This is a genomic window from Nocardioides sp. Z13_37, from assembly GCF_058355585.1.
In genome coordinates, this window is the sequence record NZ_JBZGDV010000004.1 from 53,147 (window position 1) to 71,413 (window position 18,267).

An 18,267-nucleotide genomic window follows, 5' to 3' on the forward strand; every position below is an offset into this window, starting at 1 on the left:
GGAAAAATGTGGGACACCGATGTCGAAGCGCGTCGCGCCCGTTCGACGTACGTGCGAGAACACACCGACCCGCACCACAGGAGGAGCGATCACGATGCCGCGATTCATGGGATTCGTCAGGATGGAGGAGAACATCGACATGCCGCCGCAGTCGTTGTTCGACGCGATGGACGTCTACATCGGAGAGCGGGCCGCCAACGGCTCGTTCCTCGACGGGGGCGGGCTCTACGGCACGGAGGACGCCGTCAACTTCGTCGTCCGCTCGGGCGAGGTGACCCGCGTCGACGGGCCCTACGCCGAGGGCAAGGAGGTCGTCGGCGGCTGGTCGCTCATGGAGTACGCCAGCCTCGAGGAGGCCGTCGCCGACCAGCGCCTCTTCGCCGAGCTGCACGCCAAGCACTGGCCGAACGCCACCGTGGTGGCGACGCTGCGGCAGGTGTCCGAGGGTCCTGAGGCTCCCGGCGACTGAGCGGACCTCACTACGCTGGCCGCGTGCCGGCACCGACGTACGACGACCCCTCGGGCCCCCCGGGGCCGGAAGGGGTCGTGATCGCCACGTGGCGGGCCGAGTCGGCCCGCCTCGTCGGCGCCCTCACCCGGATGACGCGCGACGTCGACCTCGCCGAGGACCTCGCGCAGGACGCGCTCGTGGCCGCGCTGGAGCAGTGGCCGGTGTCCGGCATCCCGGACAACCCGTCGGCGTGGCTGATGACGACGGCGAAGCGCCGCGGCGTCGACCACTTCCGCCGTGCGGACACGCTGCGGCGCAAGGTCGCCGAGCTCGAGCACGCGCGGGGCGGGGAGGAGGCACAGGTGCCCGACCTCGACGACCAGGTCGACCACATCGAGGACGACGTCCTGCGGCTGGTCTTCCTCTCCTGCCACCCCTCGCTGACGCCCGAGTCGCGTGCCGCCCTCACCCTGCGCCTGGTGGGCGGGCTCACCACGGCCGAGATCGCCCGCGGCTTCCTCACCAGCGAGTCCACGATGGGCCAGCGGATCTCGCGCGCCAAGCGGACGCTCGCCGAGACCGGCGCCGAGCTCGAGCTGCCCACGGGCGCCGAGCGGACGGCGCGCCTCGACGACGTGATGGCCGTGGTCTACCTGATCTTCAACGAGGGCTACACCGCCACCGCGGGCGACGACTGGATGCGCCCCGACCTGGCGGCCGAGGCGACCCGGCTGGCCCGCATGCTCGCCGACCTCGCGCCCGACGAGCCCGAGGTGCTCGGCCTCCAGGCGCTGCTGGAGCTGCAGGGGTCGCGCACCGCCGCGCGCGTCTCCCCCGACGGCACGCCGGTGCTGCTCGACGCCCAGGACCGCACGAAGTGGGACCAGCTGATGGTCCGGCGCGGGCTGGCCGCCCTGCGGGCCGCCTCTCGCCTGGCCGCCGCCGGCCGGCCGGTCGGCCGCTACTTCCTGCAGGCCTCCATCGCCGCCGAGCACGCGAGCGCCGCGCGGGCCGAGGACACCGACTGGGGCAGGATCGCGGCGTTGTACGACGTCCTGGCCCAGGCCGCGCCCGGCCCGGTGGTCGAGGTCAACCGGGCCGTCGCCCACGGGCGGGCCCACGGCGCCACGGCCGGCCTGGCCGTGCTGGACGCCGTCGACCGGTCGGCGCTGGGCGACTCGCCGCTCCTGCCGAGCGTGCGGGGCGACCTGCTCGAGCTGGCCGGGCGGCACGCCGAGGCGGCCGAGGCGTTCGCGCGCGCGGCCTCGCTGACCCGCAACGAGGGCGAGCGCCGGGTGCTGCTGGCGCGGGCCGAGGACAACGAGGCGCGCGCGGTCGAGTGACGCCGGCCCGGCGAGGGCGTTCCGCTGGGGCACGCAGCGGGACATGATGGAACGACCCGGGGCTCGGACGACCCGGGTGGGAGGCGCCATGGCGAGCGACGCACCGGTCTCCCGGCGTGCGCGCCGACGCGGTCGAGGCTGGTTCGTCGTCGCCGACCTCGCGCGCCTGCTCGCGACCTGGCTGGTCTCCACCGCCCTGCTGTGGACGGCTGCCGCGCTGCTCCCCGACCTCGAGGCCTCCTCGCTGGGGAGCCTCGCCGCGGTCGCGGCGGGCAGCGGTGTCGTCGGCTCCCTCGTGCGTCCGCTGCTGGTGGAGGTCAGCGTCCGCCTCGGCTGGCTGACGGTGCTCCCCCTGGCCTTCTGCGCCCAGGCAGTGGTGCTGCACCTCGCGATCCTCCTCGTCCCGGCGATCACCGCGACCTGGCCGGCCGCCTTCATCGCGAGCTGGCTGTGCGCCGCCGGCGGGACGATCGCCGCCTACCTCCTCACCGCCGGCACCGACGAGTCGCTCACCACCGCCCTCGCCCGTCGAGGCCGAGCGGTGCGGCCGCCCGACCCGGACGTCGACGGCCTCGTCGTCGTGCAGCTCGACGGGGTGCCGTTCCCGGTGCTGCGGTGGGCCGTGCAGGCCGGCGGGGTGCCGACCATCCGGCGGTGGGTGACCTCCGGCGCCTACGAGCTCCGCGAGTGGACCCCCCAGCTGCCGTGCACCACCCCGGCCAGCCAGCTCGGCCTGCTGCACGGCACCGTCGCCGGCATCCCCGGCTTCCGGTGGTACGACCGCGAGCTCGGCCGCGTCCTGGTCGCCAACCACCCCGCGGACGCGCGCATCATCGAGGAGCGCGCGAGCAACGGCCGGGGCCTGCTCTGCGAGGACGGCGTGTCGATCTCCAACCTCTTCTCCGGAGACGCCGACAACGCGCTGCTGACGATGAGCCGGGCCAGCCCCCGTGTCGGCTCGGCCCAGACCAGGAGGGCGGTGGCCTGGTTCATGGTCACCCCCACGGGCTTCGCCCGCAGCCTCTCCCGCACGCTCGGCCAGGTGGTGAAGGAGCGGTGGCAGGCACGCGCCCAGGTGCGGCACGACCTGGTGCCCCGGGTGCCCAGGAACTGGACCTTCGCGCTGCTCCGGTCCGTGACCAACGGCCTGCTGCGCGACCTCAACACCGCGCTGATCGCCGAGGAGATGCGGTCGGGCCGCAAGGTGATCTACGTCGACTACGTCGACTACGACGAGGTCGCGCACCACGCCGGCCTCTTCCGGCACGAGTCCCTGGACGCCCTCGAGGGGCTCGACCGGGTGCTGGGCAACCTGGAGCTGCTCGCCGAGAACGCCGCCCGGCGCTACCGCCTGGTCGTCGTCTCCGACCACGGCCAGGCCCAGGGCCAGCCGTTCGCCGACCGCCACGGCGTGGACCTGCCGACCCTCTGCACCCGGCTGATGGGCGAGGACGTCCACGACTACGAGGAGAGCGACGAGGGCTGGGGCAGGGCCGACGCGCTGGTCCAGGACATCGGCTCGCAGGGGGTCGCGGGCCGGCTCACGGCGCCGGCCCGCCGCCGGGTCGAGCGCGAGGGCGAGGGCCGCGACGGCGGGCGTGCTCGCGACCGTGCCCCCAGCCAGCCCGTGGTCCTGGGCTCGGGCAACCTGGGGCTGTTCTACGTGCCTGGCCAGACGCGTCAGAGCCTGGACGCGCTGGCGGCCCGCTGGCCGCGCCTGCTCCCCGGGCTGTGCGAGCACCCGGGGGTGGGGTTCGTCGCCGGGATCGACGAGCGCGGCGTTCCGTGGGCCCACGGCGACGGCTGCCGGGTCGACCTGGCCTCCGGCGCGGTCACCGGCACCGACCCGCTGGCCCGGTTCGGCGAGCACGCCCGGCGGGTGGTCCTGCGGGCGGTGCTGGACCCGCGGGCCCCCGACCTCTACGTCAACAGCTCGGTGGACGACCACACCCTCGACATCGCGGCGTTCGAGGAGCTGGTCGGGGCCCACGGCGGCCTGGGCGGCTGGCAGGACAGCGCGGTCCTCCTCGCGCCCATGGACCTCGCCGTCTCCGTGCCGGAGCACGTCGAGGGCGCCGAGCAGCTCCACCAGGTGCTGCTCGGGTTCCTCCGGCAGTCCGGTCAGCGCCTCGAGTCGGAGCCGCGCCACCGCAGCGAACTCGGCGGGGAAGTCTGACACCTGGAGGGGGTTGCAACGGCCTCCAAGTGGCGGAGTCCCCGCTCGAGCGGGGACTCCGACACAACCCGACACGACCCGACGCCAGGCCCGATGCCAGGCCGTACGCCCGGGTCAGGGGTCGCGGTCAGGGCTTTCGCCCGCGCCGTCGGGCGACCAGGGCTCCCCGTGCTCGACCGTGATCACCCGGCAGTCCGGCGCCACGGCCGCGACCTCCGCCTCGAAGGCGGCCAGCGGACGCTCGAACCAGTCGCCGAAGATCGTCATCAGGGGCGCGTGCAGCGTGCCCCAGTGCACCGGCAGGGCGTGGCGTGCGCCCGTCATCGCACACGCCTGCGCCGCCTCCGCGGGTCCCATGTGGTTGGCCGAGAGCCGGGGCCCCCACCCGCCGATCGGGACGATCGCCACGTCCAGCCGGTCTGTCCCGGCCAGCGCGGGCAGCTCGGCCATGCCGTCGTACAGGGCGGTGTCGCCGGCCACCCACAGCGTGGTCGCCTCCGTGCGCACCAGGTGGCCGTGCGCCTCGTTGGGGCGGTGCGGCATCGGGCGGCCGTGGTGGACCGCGGGCACCAGCCGCACCTGCACGGCGCCCACGTCGGTCCACTCCTCCGCCGGCACGCCGAGGAGGCCCCGCGTGCGCACCCAGTCCGCGTTGCGACTGCCGGTCAGGACGGGCACCCGCGGCAGCATCCGGAGCGACCGGAGCTCGGCGTGGTCGAGGTGCAGGTGGGAGAGCAAGACGGCGTCGGGGTGCGCCCACTGCTCACGTGTCGGCACGACGCCCCTGCGGCGCAGGACGTTGTTGTGGGGGCGCAGCAGCGGGTCGGTCAGCAGCCGGCAGCCCGCGAGGTCGATCACCACAGTCGAGTGGCCCAACCACGTGAGCCTCAGCCGGTCGCCGGACGCGCGCACCCATCGAGCCTAGACCTCACCCGGCGGGCCCGCGTACGACGTCATGGGTCCCGCCGGTTCGAACCGCGGATCCTCATGACGTCCCGCCTGGCTCGGCCACCAAGCCGCCCTCAGCGCGCCGCGCGGGTCGCGCCGCGCACGGTCCGGCCGGCCGTGACGACGGTGGCGGCGACCGCCAGGACCACGACGCCCGCGCTCAGCGCGAGGTAGGCCGGCAGGTCGACGACGGGGACCCCCCAGCCGACGAGACCGACGCTCGTGCCGACGACGGCGGGCAGGACCGACACGGTGCCGATCGCCCAGGCCGCCAGCCCGGTGAGCACCGCCTCGGCCCCGGTCATCGCGAGCAGCTGCCGCGGCGTCGCGCCGGTGCGGTGCAGGAGGCGGAACTCGCCGCCACGTCCGGCGGTGAGGAGCACCAGGGCGTTCAACGACCCGAGCCCCACGAAGAGGAGCAGCAGCAGGGTGAGCAGCGTCGAGAGGCGCTGGCCGCCGGAGTCGGCGCTGGCGGCCGTCTCCACGTGGCTCGCCGTCGGCACGACGTCGACGCCGTCGACCTGCACGGGTGCCTCCGCGGACACCAGCGCCAGGTGGGTCGTCGTGTCCACGCCGAGCTCGGCAGGCGTGGCCGGGCCGACGATGTGGGGTCCGAGCCCGAGGCCGCGGTCGTACACCGCGACCACGCGCAGATCCGTCTCCTGCCCGTCCGACCGGACCCGGAGCGTGTCGCCCACGCCGGTGCTCGTCTCGAAGCCGCTGTCGGAGCTGACGGCCACGGTGAGCGGCTCGGCCAGGTCGGCGAGGTCCCCGCGCACGACGCCGGGGTCCAGGTCGGCGCGCTCGACGTCCGGCGGCACGACCAGCAGCCGGGTCGCCTCCCAGGCGAGCGACTCGGGGCCCTCGTCGTCGACGCGGACCTCGGCCGCGGCGTCCGCGAGGGGGACGACGCCCGTGACGCCGTCGGCTCCGGCCAACCGCGCGAGCTGGTCGGGACCCAGGCCCGCGTCGGACGTCGCCACCAGGCCGGTGCCGATGGCGTCCCCGAGCTGCTGGGTCGCCGCCTCCTGCAGGGCCCGGTCGACGGTGGTCTGCGTCGTGCCGACCGCCACCACGAGCGCCAGCGGCACGACGACCGCGGTCAGGCGGCGGGAGAACCCGTGCAGGTTGCCGACGGCCAGGCGGGTGCTGGCCCTGCCGCGGCCACCGGACACGGCCGCGGCCCGGCCGAAGGTCCACTCGACCAGCAGCGGGCCGGCCAGCGCGGCGGCACCGATCAGCAGGAACGCCGAGCTGGCGGCGAGCGCGCCGCCCATGGCTCCGGGCAGCACTGCCGGCGTCAGCGCGGCGCACAGCCCCGCGACTGCGGTCACGACGGCGGCGACCCGGCGTACCGGACCGACCCGGCGCGAGTCGGCGGCGCTGTCGCGTACGGCCGTGGTGGGCGCCGTGCGCACGGTCTCGCGCGCGGCGAGCCGCCCGGAGAGCAGCGCGGTCGGGACGACGACGAGGACGGCCGCGAGGACCGGGAGCAGCGAGAGGCTCGAGGTGAAGCCGGGGTCGACGAGTCCGGCGTCCCGCAGCGCCCCGTCGAGCCAGCGGGCGAGGACCATCCCGGGGACCGCGCCGACCGGCGCGGCGACCGCGCTGAGGAGCAGCAGCTCGGTGGACACCTGGCGGCGCACCTGGGCGCGGGTGGCGCCGACGACGCGCATCAGGGCGAACTCGTGCCGCCGCCTGCGCAGCGCGAGGGTCGTCGTGGCGGCGACGACGAGGACGACGAGGACCAGCGCGGTGCCGGCGAACGACGTGCCGAGGGCGACCAGCAGCCCGCCCTCGGGGGCCGGGAGCCGCAGCCCCGACTCGATGAGCACCCCGGTGACGGTCACGAGCGCCGACGCGAGCGCGACGACCAGTGCGGTCCCGATCGAGCCGGGCACGTCGGCGCGGGCGCCCGAGGCGGCCAGGCGCAGCGCGCTCATCGGCTCGTCTCCAGCACGCGGGCGTTGACCTGCTCGGCACTCGGCGCGACGAGCGCGTCGACGACCAGGCCGTCGGCCAGGACGAGCACCTGCTCGGCGCTCGCCGCCACCCGGCTGTCGTGGGTGACGACCACGACGGTCTGCTCGAGGTCGCGGGCGGTGCTGCTCAGCAGCTCCAGCACGGCCGCTCCGGTCGCCGAGTCCAGCGCGCCCGTCGGCTCGTCGGCGAAGACCACGGTCGGCCGGGTGATCAGGGCGCGGGCGATCGCCACGCGCTGGGCCTGGCCGCCCGAGAGCTCGCCGGGCCGGCGCCCGAGCATCTGCCCGAGGCCGGTGCGCGCGACGAGGTGGTCGGTCCACGCCGGGTCGGGCCGGTGACCGGCGAGCACGAGGGGCAGCTCGAGGTTGTCCCGCACGCTGAGGTGGCCGATGAGGTTGTAGGACTGGAAGACGAACCCGACGTGCTCGCGGCGGAACCGGGTCAGCGCGTCGTCCGACAGGGTGCTGATGTCCTGCCCGCCGACCACGACGCTGCCGCTCGTCGGCCGGTCCAGGCCGGCGGCGCAGTTGAGCAGCGTCGACTTGCCCGAGCCGGACTGGCCGACGATCGCGGTGAGTGATCCGGCCTTCAGCGTGAGGGAGATGCCCCGGAGGGCCGGGGTCGGCTCGGGACCGGTGTCGTAGCTCTTGTGCAGGTCGTGCAGCTCGATCGCGGTCCCCGTGCGTGGGGGTGTCGTGACGGTCATCGTGGTGCTCCATCGCTCGGGTGGGTGGGTCACCACGACGCTAGGAAGGATGCGGCCCGGCCACGAGCCGCGCAGGATGCAACTCGTGGGCTTGCACCTTTGGGTGCAAGGTCAGCCGTCGACCTCGACCACGCCGTTCTGGTAGGCCCACACGACCGCCTGCAGCCGCGACTTCACCCCGAGCTTGGGCAGCATCCGCGCGAGGTGGGACTTGACCGTCGAGGTCTCCAGCACGAGCGCGCGGGCGACCTCGTCGTTCGACATCCCCTGCGCCAGGAGCAGCAGGATGTCGAGCTCTCGCGGCGTCAGGAGGTCGGTGGCGCGTGCGGCGACGACCGGTTGGGTGCGTCGCCGGGTGACCATCTCCGCCACGACCCGCCGGGTGAGGGTGTTGTCGAGCGTGCCGTGCCCGCCGGCGACCGCGCGGACGGCGTCGACGACGGTCTCCGGCTCGGCGTCCTTGAGCAGGAACCCCGAGGCGCCCGCCTCGAGCGCCCCGAACAGGTAGTCGTCGACGTCGAACGTCGTGATGACCAGCACCGGGATCGGGTCGGCCACGTCGGGTCCGCACAGCTCGGCCGTGGCGGTGATGCCGTCGGTGCCGGGCATCCGGATGTCCATGCAGACCACGTCGGCGGCGAGCGACCGCGCGGCGTCGACGGCGGCCCGCCCGTCAGCCACCGCGGCCACCACCTCGAGGTCGGGCTCGGCGCCGATCATGGTCGTCAGGCCGGCCCGTACGAGCGGCTGGTCGTCGGCGACCACCACGCGGATCACTGCGTCGGTCACGGCGTCTCCTCCTCGCGCGGCACGGTCAGGGTGACCACGAAGCCGCCGTCGGGCGAGGGGCCGGTGACGAGGTCCGAGCCGGTGAGCTCGGCCCGCTCGCGCATCCCGAGGATGCCGAAGCCCCCACCTGCACCGGGCGACGGCGCAGGTGAGGGCGCCGACGAGGGCGCGACGTTGCGGACGGTGAGGACCAGCGCCGCCGGGTCGCGGGCGTCGACGACGACGTCGCAGGCTGCGTTGGGCGCGTGGCGCGCCGCGTTGGCCAGCGCCTCCTGCACCGTGCGGTGGGCCGCCAGCTGGGCCAGCGGCCCGACGTCCAGCTCGGCGAGGCGGTCGCTCGCCGCGCCGAGCACGGTCAGGGTGACGTCACGACCGGCGGCGCGCGCGTCTCGCACCAGGCGCACGACGCCGTCCAGGGTCTCCGGCTCCACGTCCCTCGCGACCTCGCCGATCCCGTCGGGGGCGCCGTCGTCGTCGCGCAGCAGCGCCACGAGCTGTCGCAGGTCCTTGAGCATCGCCGTGCTCTGCTGCCGGACCTGGCGCACCGCGACCTTGGCCCCGGCCGGGTCGGTGTCGATCTGCCGGTCGAGCGCGGCCGTCATCACCGCGATGCCGGAGAGGTGGTGCGCGGCGATGTCGTGCAGCTCGCGGGCCATCGCCGTGCGCTGCCGGGCGACCGCGGCCTGGGTGAGCGCCGCCTGCTCGCCCGCCTGGGCCCGGGCCTGCGCGGCGCGGGCCACGACGGCGTCACGCCGCGAGACCACGACCGCCCCGACCACCCCGGCGGTCACCACCGTCCCCAGGCCCTGCGCCACCGCGAGCCCGACCGATCCGGCCGTGAGCCCCTCGTCCCGGCTCGCGCGGACGACCTCGCCGAGGGCGATCAGGAGGCCCGCTCCCGCCAGCACCGGCACGGCCCGCTGCCACGGGGTGGCGAGCACGACGGCGTACGCCGCGACCAGCGCCGCCACCGTGGTCGCGCCGGTCGCCGCCCCGAGCCCCGCGACCGCCGCCAGAGGCACGATCGCGCAGACCGCGAGGAGCGCCGACGACGCCGACGTACGCCGGCGAGCGGGTCCCCGGAGCAGCACGGCGGCCTGGGCGGTGATGGCCACGAGCCCCACGACGAAGGTGGCCGCCGTGGGTGCCGGCTGGCCGTCCAGCGATCCGGGCGACGACGACCCCAGCACCACGACACCGAGGAGGAGGACCAGCGCGACGCCCCACGCACCCACCACCGTCACGGGACGGAGCTGGTCTGCCACAGCGGTGAGCCTACCCAGTGCGGCGCCCGCGGGTCGGTCGCTCGACCTCAGCGCGCCCCGAGCGCGTCGAGCGCCGCCATGTCGTCCTCGTCGAGGACGAAGCCGGCGACGTCGGCGTTGGACCGGATGCGATCGGGGTGCACCGACTTCGGGATCACCACGACCTCGTGCTGGAGGTGCCACCGGATGATCACCTGTGCCGGCGTGCGCCCGAGGCGCTCGGCGATCCGGACGACCTCGGGGTGGTCGAGGGTGCCGCCCCGCAGGGCGCTGTAGCCCTCGACCGCGACGCCGCGCTCGCGGTGCTCGGCGAGCGTCCGGGCGTCGAAGAGCAGCGGGCTCCACTCGATCTGGTCGATCGCGGGCCGCACGCCGGTCGCGTCGGTGACCTCGTCGATCAGGGCGGCGTCGAAGTTGCTCACGCCGATCTCGCGGGCCAGGCCCTGCTCGCGGGCCTGGACGAACGCGCTCCACATGGCGCTGTTGGTCGAGCCCTCGCCCGGCCAGTGGATCAGCCAGAGGTCGACGTGGTCGGTGCCCAGCAGCTCGAGGCTCTCGCGCAGGGTCTCCAGCTCGCGCCCGCTCCGGCCCGGCGGGCACTTGGTGGTGACGAACACGTCGTCGCGCGCGACCCCGCTCTCGGCCAGTGCGCGGCCGACCTCCGCCTCGTTGCCGTAGACCGTCGCGGTGTCGAGGTGGCGGTAGCCCGCCTCGAGCGCCGCCGACGTGGCGCGCACGGCGTCGTCGCCGGTGATCTGCCAGGTGCCGAAGCCGAGCAGCGGGATGCGCGCCCCGCCGCTCAGGGTCAGGGTCTGGTCGGGCAGCTGCGGGGCGTGGTCGCTCATGCCGACCGATGCTGCCAGCCGCGCCACGACCTGTCACCGACGCCCGCCCCGCCGGGTGGGCCGGTGCGCGGGCCCGGATGCAACGGAGTCCTGGGCCCCCATGGGCCCAGGACTCCGCCGGTACTGGTGTCGGCCGGTGTCGGCCGGGGTCGTCAGGCCTGCTGGCCGAGGGCGAACTGGATGTTGCCCTCCTCGTCCACGCCCCCGTCGAGCACCTTGTCGGCGAGGAACTCCGACGCCGGCGCGTCGACGTAGATCGTGGCCCCGTCCTGCTCGACGACCAGGTCGTCGGCCTCCGCGTGGTCGGCGGGGCTCACGGACAGGGACTGCCCGTCCGCCTCGGTGGCGATGCGGAGCGCGGAGATCTCCGGCACCTCCTCGGCGAGCCTCTTGACGATGTCGGTCACGTTCTCGGTGAGAGCAAGCACGGGCTCTCCTTCCGTAGGGAGAATGTGTCCGCTCCACCATTGCTCGCACGCGCGGGTCATGCAAACCAGCAGGTCACGGGGCGCTGTCGAGCACCCGCCGCACCACGCGCCGCCGCAGGGTGGGCGAGGCCACCACCTCGTAGCCGGCCTCGAGGAAGACCTGCACCAGCCCGACCGAGGCCTCGTCCCAGATCACGGTCTTGCCGGCCGGCGGCTCCATCGGGTAGCCCTCCAGGACGCGGGCGCCGACCTGCTGGCCGTAGTCGACGGTGGCGGCGGCGAGCTCGTAGGTCAGTCCCGCACGTCGCCAGCCCTTGCGCACGACGAAGCAGGTGACCGACCAGACCCCCTCGAGGTCGGGGTCCATCCGCATCCACGCCTGCTTGCGGCTCCACAGCCTGGGGTAGTTCTCCCGCGGCTCGACCGCCACCCAGCCGGCGGCCTCGCCGTCGACGTACCCGATCAGCCCGGACGTGGGACCGGCGGTGCCGCAGGCGGTCTGCTCGACCAGCGCGGTGTCCCTCTGCTCCTGGGTGGTGTCACGCCAGATCCAGCCCGGCACCTTCATGGCCTGGCAGCGGCACTTCCGGGCTCCCCCAGTGGCGAAAACCGCCTCGACGTCCTCGGCCGTCGCTCGGTTGGCCGGGAGCCAGGTGAAGTCGGGCATGAGCCGACCCTAGGACCTGCCGTGGCTCGTGCGCTGCACGGACGCGCATCGATGCGCGCTCCCGGGGATCCGGTGGCGGTGCCGGGACGGGCGCCTAGCGAAGCGTCGCGACGCGGATCCGGTCGACCACGAGCACCGCCGGGAGCTCCGGGTCGTCGGTGTCGTGGCCCGGCCAGTCGCCCCCGATCGCCAGGTTGAGGAGCAGGAAGAACGCATGGTCGAAGGGCCAGGGTCCGGGCACGTCGGACCGTCCCACCCGGTGGTGCTCCCGGTCGTCGAGGAGCCACGTGATCGCAGACTCGTCCCAGACGACGGCGTAGTCGTGGAACTCCTCGGACAGGTCGGCACCTGCATCGATCGCCGCGCCGACGCCCCCGGCGAGCCCGCTGTAGCCGCGACCATGGACCGTCCCGTGCGAGCGGCCGGGGTCGGCTCCGACGTGCTCCATCACGTCGATCTCGCCGCACGCGGGCCAGCCGACCTCGTCGATGTCGGTGCCGAGCATCCAGAACGCCGGCCACGTGCCGCGCCCGCCCGGCACCTTGATCCGTGCCTCGATCCGCCCGTACGTCGTGGCGAAGCCGTGCCGTGTCGTCAGGCGCGCCGAGGTGATGGTGCCGTCGGCCTCGCGCCGAGCCGTGATCGCGAGGTGTCCGGCGCCGTCGAGCGCAGCGTTGGCCGGATCGTCGGTGTAGACCTGTCGTTGCCGGTCGCCCCAGCCTCCGCCGCCGAGGTCGTGGGTCCAGACCCGCGGGTCGGGCCGCTGCCCCCGCGGCCCCTCGAAGTCCTGGACCCACATGCGCACAGTATGGCCGGATCCCGCCGCCCTCGCCGTGGCGGCGACGACGCGTGCCGACGACGTGGCCGACCTCCGACGCGTGGGCCGCTTGCGGCGGCACGGCACGGTGTCGCTCACCCGGTGAACGCGCACTCCAGCTCCGCGATCCGCGTGCGCAGGCACCGCTCGGCGGTGCGCCAGAGGGTCGCGGAGTGCGCGTGGCGGTGCTGGACGGCGGTGCCGGGCCGCGCCCGGTCGCGGCAGCGCTCCTGCTCCTCGGCCCGCGCGGCGAAGGAGTCGGCAGCGAGGGCCAGCTCACGGACCACCGCGGCCGTCTCGTCGAGAAGAACTGCCGTCATGACCCCACCCTGCGCGCGGAGACGTCGCCCGGGCGGCTGTCGGCGCGAACATCCTCCATTTGGTGGGGTCTGTCGGTGGGGTCGGTGGGTGGGGTCGGTGCCGGACGGCCGCGGCCATCCCTCGGGGCGGGGGCGGTGTCGTACCCCGGTGCGAGACTGGAGCCATGACCGCCCTCGACCGCTTCAGCGCGCCCACGCGCGCGTGGTTCGAGGCGTCGTTCGCGAGCCCCACCCCGGCGCAGGAGGGCGCGTGGGACGCCATCGCCGCCGGCAAGAACGCGCTCGTCGTCGCCCCCACCGGCAGCGGCAAGACGCTGAGCGCGTTCCTCCACGCCATCGACCGGCTGCTCGGCTCGGAGCGACCCGACGACAAGACCCGGCGCACCCGCGTCCTCTACATCTCCCCGCTGAAGGCGCTCGGCGTCGACGTCGAGCGCAACCTCCGCGCCCCCCTGACCGGCATCCGCCACACCGCCGAGCGCCTCGAGACCACGGTCCCCGACCTCACGGTCGGCCTCCGCTCCGGCGACACCAGCCCGGCCGAGCGGCGCAAGCTCGGCACCGCGCCACCCGACATCCTGATCACCACGCCCGAGTCGCTCTTCCTGATGCTCACCAGCCAGGCCCGCGAGACGCTGCGCGGCGTGGACACCGTGATCATCGACGAGGTCCACGCCGTCGCCGGCACCAAGCGCGGCGCCCACCTCGGCATCAGCCTCGAGCGCCTCGACGCCCTGCTCGACCGGCCCGCCCAGCGCATCGGGCTCAGCGCGACGGTGCGCCCCCTCGAGGAGGTGGCCCGGTTCCTCGGCGGCACCCAGCCGGTCGAGATCGTCGCCCCGCCGAGCACCAAGGAGTGGGACCTGCGGGTCGTCGTGCCGGTCGAGGACATGACGATGCCCGAGGAGTACGACGAGGAGTCGGGCGACCCGGGCCGCTCGACCAGCATCTGGCCCCACGTCGAGGAGCACGTCGTCGACCTCGTCGAGCAGCACCGCTCCACGATCGTCTTCGCCAACTCGCGCCGCCTCGCCGAGAGGCTCACCGCCCGGCTCAACGAGATCGCCACCGCGCGGGCCGAGCGGGCCGAGACGGACGGCGCAGAGACCGGCGAGGCGGACGGCGGGGCGCAGGGCCCCGGTCGGAGCTCGGCGGCACCCGGCGGGCCGCCGGCCCAGGTCATGGCCCAGTCGGGTCAGAGCAGCGGCGCCGGCACGATCATCGCCAAGGCCCACCACGGCTCGGTCTCCAAGGAGCAGCGCGCGGTCATCGAGGACGACCTCAAGCGCGGGCGGCTGCCCTGCGTGGTCGCCACCAGCAGCCTCGAGCTCGGCATCGACATGGGCTCGGTCGACCTCGTCATCCAGATCGAGTCCCCACCGAGCGTCGCCAGCGCGCTCCAGCGCGTCGGCCGCGCCGGCCACCAGGTCGGCGAGGTCAGCCGGGGCGTGCTGTTCCCCAAGCACCGCGGCGACCTCGCGCAGACGGCCGTGTCCGTCGAGCGGATGCGCTCGGGCGCCATCGAGAAGATGGCGGTGCCGACCAACCCCCTCGACGTGCTCGCCCAGCAGGTCGTCGCCGCGCTCGCGATGGAGGAGTGGCACGTCGACGAGCTCTTTGCCCTCCTCACCCGCTCCGCCTCCTACACCCAGCTCCCCCGCTCGGCCTTCGACGCCACCCTCGACCTGCTGAGCGGGCGCTATCCCAGCGACGAGTTCGCCGAGCTGCGCCCGCGCATCGTGTGGGACCGGGTGACCGGCCAGCTCAGCGGACGCCCGGGTGCCCAGCGGCTCGCCGTCACCAGCGGCGGCACCATCCCCGACCGCGGGCTGTTCGGCGTCTTCCTGGTCGGCGAGAAGGCCAGTCGCGTCGGCGAGCTCGACGAGGAGATGGTCTACGAGTCGCGCGTGGGCGACGTCTTCGCCCTCGGCGCCACGAGCTGGCGCATCGAGGACATCACCCACGACCGCGTGCTCGTGACGCCGGCGCCGGGCATCCCGGGCCGCCTGCCGTTCTGGAAGGGCGACGCCCTCGGCCGGCCCGCCGAGCTCGGCGCGGCCGTCGGCGCGTTCACCCGCGAGCTGGCCGCCACGCCGGCCGCGAAGGCGATCGAGCGCGTCCGCGAGCGCGGACTCGACATCAACGCCGCCACCAACCTCGTCACCTACCTCGGCGAGCAGCGCGAGGCCACGCAGGTCGTGCCCAACGACGCCCAGATCGTGGTCGAGCGGTTCCGCGACGAGCTCGGCGACTGGCGCCTGGTCGTCCACTCCCCCTACGGCACCCCGGTCCACGCCCCGTGGGCGCTGGCGATCAACGCACGCCTGCGCGAGCGCTTCGACATCGACGGGCAGGCGGTCGCCTCCGACGACGGCATCGTCATCCGCATCCCCGACACCGACGCCGAGCCACCCACCGGCGAGGTCATCGTCTTCGAGCCCGAGGAGATCGAGCAGCTCGTCACCCAGGAGGTCGGCGGGTCGGCGCTGTTCGCCAGCCGCTTCCGCGAGTGCGCCGCGCGCGCCCTGCTGCTCCCCCGCCGCGACCCGGGGCGGCGCAGCCCCCTGTGGCAGCAGCGCCAGCGCAGCGCCCAGCTCCTCGAGGTCGCGAGCCGCTACCCCGCCTTCCCCATCGTGCTCGAGGCCGTGCGCGAGTGTCTCCAGGACGTCTACGACCTGCCCGCACTGGTCACCCTGCTGGGTCGCGTGCAGCGCCGCGAGGTCACCGTCCTCGACGTCGCGACCACCCAGCCCAGCCCGTTCGCGCGCAGCCTGCTGTTCGGCTACGTCGCGCAGTTCGTCTACGAGGGCGACTCCCCCATCGCCGAGCGCCGCGCCGCCGCGCTGGCGCTCGACCAGGGCCTGCTGGCCGAGCTGCTCGGCCGGGCCGAGCTGCGCGAGCTGCTCGACCCCGAGGTGCTGACCGAGGTCGAGTCCGAGCTGCAATGGCTCGCCCCCGACCGTCGCGCCCGCGACGCCGAGGCCGTCGCCGACCTGCTGCGCCTGGTCGGGCCGCTGTCGGTGGCGGAGATCCGCGCGAGGTCGGTCGAGGGCGCCGACGTCGAGGGGTGGCTGGCCTCCCTCGACCGCCGGGTGGCGCTGGTCCGGATGGCCGGCGAGGACCGGTGGACCGCGATCGAGGACATCGGCCGGCTGCGCGACGGCCTCGGCGTGCCCGTCCCCGTCGGCACCCCCGACGCGTTCCTCCAGCTGCCCGACGACCCGCTCGGCGACCTGGTCTCGCGCTACGCCCGCAGCCACGGCCCGTTCACCACCGCCGAGGTGGCGACCCGGCTCGGCCTCGGCGAGGCGGTCGCGCGCCAGACCCTCCAACGGCTCGCGCACCGCGGTCGGGTGCTCGACGGCGAGTTCCGGCCCTCGGGGTCGGGCACCGAGTGGTGCGACGCCGAGGTGCTGCGCAAGCTGCGCCGCCGCTCGCTCGCCCGCCTGCGCCAGGAGATCGAGCCGGTCGGCCACGACGCGGTCGCCCGCTTCCTGCCCGCGTGGCAGCGGGTGGGCGGCTCGCTGCGCGGCGTCGACGGGGTCGTCGCCGCCATCGACCAGCTGGCCGGCTGTCCGGTGCCCGCCAGCGCCCTCGAGCCTCTGGTGCTCGCGGCCCGCGTCCGCGACTACGAGCCGTCGATGCTCGACGAGCTCACCGCCTCCGGAGAGGTCATCTGGACCGGCCACGCGCCGCTGCCGGGCAGCGACGGCTGGGTCAGCCTGCACCTCGCCGACCAGGCGCACCTGACGCTGCCCGAGGTCGAGGGCGACGAGCCCGACGGCCTCCAGCGGGCGGTCCTCGACGCGCTCGACCCGGGAGGGGCGTGGTTCTTCCGCCAGCTGGCCGACCGGGTGGGCTCCACGACCGACGCCGAGCTCAGCACCGCCCTGTGGGAGCTGGTGTGGAAGGGCCTGGTCACCAACGACACGCTCGCACCGCTGCGTGCCCTGGTCCGCAGCGGCACGCCCTCCCACCGCACCAGGCGCACGCCGCCGCGGATGGGGCGCACGACCCGGGGCCGGATGCCCGTGCGCACCGGCCCGCCCGAGACGGCCGGCCGCTGGGCGCTGCTCCCGGAGCGCGACGACGACCCGACCCGGCGTGCGCACGCCCGCGCCGAGCACCTCCTCGAGCGGCACGGCGTGGTGACCCGTGGCGCCGTCGTCAGCGAGCGCGTGGCCGGCGGCTTCGCCGGCGTCTACAAGGTGCTGAGCGCCTTCGAGGACACCGGCCGCTGCCGTCGGGGCTACTTCATCGAGGGCCTGGGAGCGGCGCAGTTCGGCAGCGCCGGCGCGATCGACCGGCTGCGCACCTTCGCCGAGCCCGACAGCGCCCGGCCCGGCACCAAGCCGACCGTCGTCGCGCTCGCGGCCACCGACCCCGCCAACGTCTACGGCGCCGCCCTGCCGTGGCCCGACGCGGGCGACCCCGAGCGACCCGGGCACCGGCCGGGCCGCAAGGCGGGCGCGCTGGTCGTGCTGGTCGACGGCGAGCTGACCGTCTACGTCGAGCGGGGCGGCCGCACGCTGCTCACCTGGAGCGAGGACGTCGACGTGCTCACCCCGGCGATGGCCGCGCTCGCCGACGCCGCCCGGCGCGGCGCGCTCGGCCGGCTCACCGTCGAGAAGGCCGACGGGCAGGCGCTCATCGGCAGCGGCGGCGAGACCCCGATCCGGCTCGCGCTGACGGCGGCTGGGTTCGTGGCGACACCGAAGGGGTTGAGGCTGCGTGCCTGAGGGCGACACCGTCTACCGGGCGGCGGCCAAGCTCGACCGCGCCCTCACGGGCCACCGGCTCACGCTCACCGACTTCCGCGTCCCGGCCCTCGCCACCGTCGACCTCCGCGAGGGCACCGTCATCCGCACCCTGTCGCGCGGCAAGCACCTGCTCACCCGCGTCGACCACGAGCGCGCCTGGACGATCCACACGCACCTCAAGATGGAGGGCTCGTGGCACGTCTACCCCCACGGCGAGCGGTGGCGCCGCCCCGACACCCAGGTCCGCCTCGTGCTGGGCATCGAGGGCCGCACGGCCGTCGGCTTCCAGCTCGGCGTCGTCGAGCTGGTGCCCCGTGAGCAGGAGGCCGGGCTCGTGGCGCACCTCGGCCCCGACCTGCTCGGGCCCGACTGGGACGCCGACCGTGCGGTGGCCAACCTGCGCTCCCAGCCGGCCCGCCCGATCGGCGAGGCGCTGCTCGACCAGCGCAACCTCGCGGGCATCGGCAACATGTACATGGCCGAGCTCTGCTTCACGATGGGCGTCAACCCCGCCGACGCCGTGTCGACGGTCGACCAGCTCCCCCGGCTCGTGCGTCGCGGCAGGCAGATGCTCGAGGTCAACAAGGAGCGGGCGATCCAGACCACGACCGGCGACCTCCGCGAGCGGGAGCGGATGTGGGTCTACCGGCGCGACCGGTCGCCGTGTCGTCGCTGCCGCACGCCGATCGCGGTCACGATGCTCGGCGAGCCGGGGCGCGAACGCGCTGCCTACTGGTGCCCGAGCTGCCAGCCCGCGCGGTGAGACGGG

At 74.9% G+C, this 18,267-nt stretch carries 15 protein-coding genes; 5 read left to right on the forward strand and 10 right to left on the reverse strand.

Annotated elements, in window-relative coordinates:
• The first annotated feature begins 106 nt into the window (after window positions 1-106).
• The 3 genes from AC4H2S_RS11600 to AC4H2S_RS11610 all read left to right on the forward strand — a co-directional run bounded on the left by AC4H2S_RS11600 (window position 107) and on the right by AC4H2S_RS11610 (window position 3,970).
• The gene (locus tag AC4H2S_RS11600) at window positions 107-469 is read left to right on the forward strand and encodes a YciI family protein (protein WP_491497134.1); all 363 of its coding nucleotides are present in this window, start codon (window positions 107-109) and stop codon (window positions 467-469) included.
• A gap of 23 nt (window positions 470-492) precedes the next feature.
• Entirely contained in the window at window positions 493-1,794 is a 1,302-nt protein-coding gene (locus AC4H2S_RS11605; protein ID WP_491497135.1) for an RNA polymerase sigma factor, read from the forward strand.
• Window positions 1,795-1,882: 88 nt separating this feature from the next.
• Window positions 1,883-3,970, forward strand: coding sequence for a phage holin family protein (locus tag AC4H2S_RS11610; RefSeq protein WP_491497136.1), 2,088 nt, complete (start codon window positions 1,883-1,885; stop codon window positions 3,968-3,970).
• A 114-nt stretch (window positions 3,971-4,084) separates the two neighbouring features.
• Here AC4H2S_RS11610 and AC4H2S_RS11615 read toward each other — a convergent pair whose 3' ends face one another.
• From AC4H2S_RS11615 to AC4H2S_RS11660, 10 genes are all read right to left on the reverse strand, one after another.
• A complete protein-coding gene (locus tag AC4H2S_RS11615; protein WP_491497137.1) occupies window positions 4,085-4,882 on the reverse strand; it encodes an MBL fold metallo-hydrolase in 798 nt (265 codons plus the stop codon).
• A 110-nt stretch (window positions 4,883-4,992) separates the two neighbouring features.
• On the reverse strand, window positions 4,993-6,861 hold the full coding sequence (locus tag AC4H2S_RS11620; protein ID WP_491497138.1) for an FtsX-like permease family protein: 1,869 nt from the start codon (window positions 6,859-6,861) through the stop codon (window positions 4,993-4,995).
• Entirely contained in the window at window positions 6,858-7,640 is a 783-nt protein-coding gene (locus tag AC4H2S_RS11625) for an ABC transporter ATP-binding protein (RefSeq protein ID WP_491497139.1), read from the reverse strand. The genes AC4H2S_RS11620 and AC4H2S_RS11625 overlap by 4 nt, the downstream gene beginning before the upstream one ends.
• Window positions 7,641-7,718: 78 nt before the next feature.
• A complete protein-coding gene (locus tag AC4H2S_RS11630) occupies window positions 7,719-8,396 on the reverse strand; it encodes a response regulator (protein ID WP_491497140.1) in 678 nt (225 codons plus the stop codon).
• A complete protein-coding gene (locus AC4H2S_RS11635) occupies window positions 8,393-9,661 on the reverse strand; it encodes a sensor histidine kinase (RefSeq protein WP_491497141.1) in 1,269 nt (422 codons plus the stop codon). Before AC4H2S_RS11635 ends, AC4H2S_RS11630 begins: the two co-directional genes overlap by 4 nt.
• 47 nt (window positions 9,662-9,708) lie before the next feature.
• On the reverse strand, window positions 9,709-10,506 hold the full coding sequence (locus AC4H2S_RS11640) for an aldo/keto reductase (protein WP_491497142.1): 798 nt from the start codon (window positions 10,504-10,506) through the stop codon (window positions 9,709-9,711).
• Window positions 10,507-10,658: 152 nt separating this feature from the next.
• Complete coding sequence (locus AC4H2S_RS11645; protein ID WP_491497143.1) at window positions 10,659-10,934, reverse strand: Fe-S cluster assembly protein HesB; 276 nt, start codon at window positions 10,932-10,934, stop codon at window positions 10,659-10,661.
• A gap of 73 nt (window positions 10,935-11,007) precedes the next feature.
• Entirely contained in the window at window positions 11,008-11,601 is a 594-nt protein-coding gene (locus AC4H2S_RS11650) for a hypothetical protein (RefSeq protein ID WP_491497144.1), read from the reverse strand.
• Between the two features lie 94 nt (window positions 11,602-11,695).
• Window positions 11,696-12,400: a glycoside hydrolase family 16 protein gene (locus tag AC4H2S_RS11655; RefSeq protein WP_491497145.1), complete on the reverse strand. Its 705-nt coding sequence runs from the start codon at window positions 12,398-12,400 to the stop codon at window positions 11,696-11,698.
• Window positions 12,401-12,513: 113 nt separating this feature from the next.
• Entirely contained in the window at window positions 12,514-12,738 is a 225-nt protein-coding gene (locus AC4H2S_RS11660; RefSeq protein WP_491497146.1) for a hypothetical protein, read from the reverse strand.
• A gap of 164 nt (window positions 12,739-12,902) precedes the next feature.
• Between AC4H2S_RS11660 and AC4H2S_RS11665 the strand changes: the two genes are divergently transcribed.
• Window positions 12,903-17,477: an ATP-dependent helicase gene (locus tag AC4H2S_RS11665; protein ID WP_491497147.1), complete on the forward strand. Its 4,575-nt coding sequence runs from the start codon at window positions 12,903-12,905 to the stop codon at window positions 17,475-17,477.
• The gene (locus AC4H2S_RS11670) at window positions 17,470-18,261 is read left to right on the forward strand and encodes a DNA-formamidopyrimidine glycosylase family protein (protein WP_491497148.1); all 792 of its coding nucleotides are present in this window, start codon (window positions 17,470-17,472) and stop codon (window positions 18,259-18,261) included. The genes AC4H2S_RS11665 and AC4H2S_RS11670 overlap by 8 nt, the downstream gene beginning before the upstream one ends.
• Window positions 18,262-18,267: the final 6 nt, after the last annotated feature.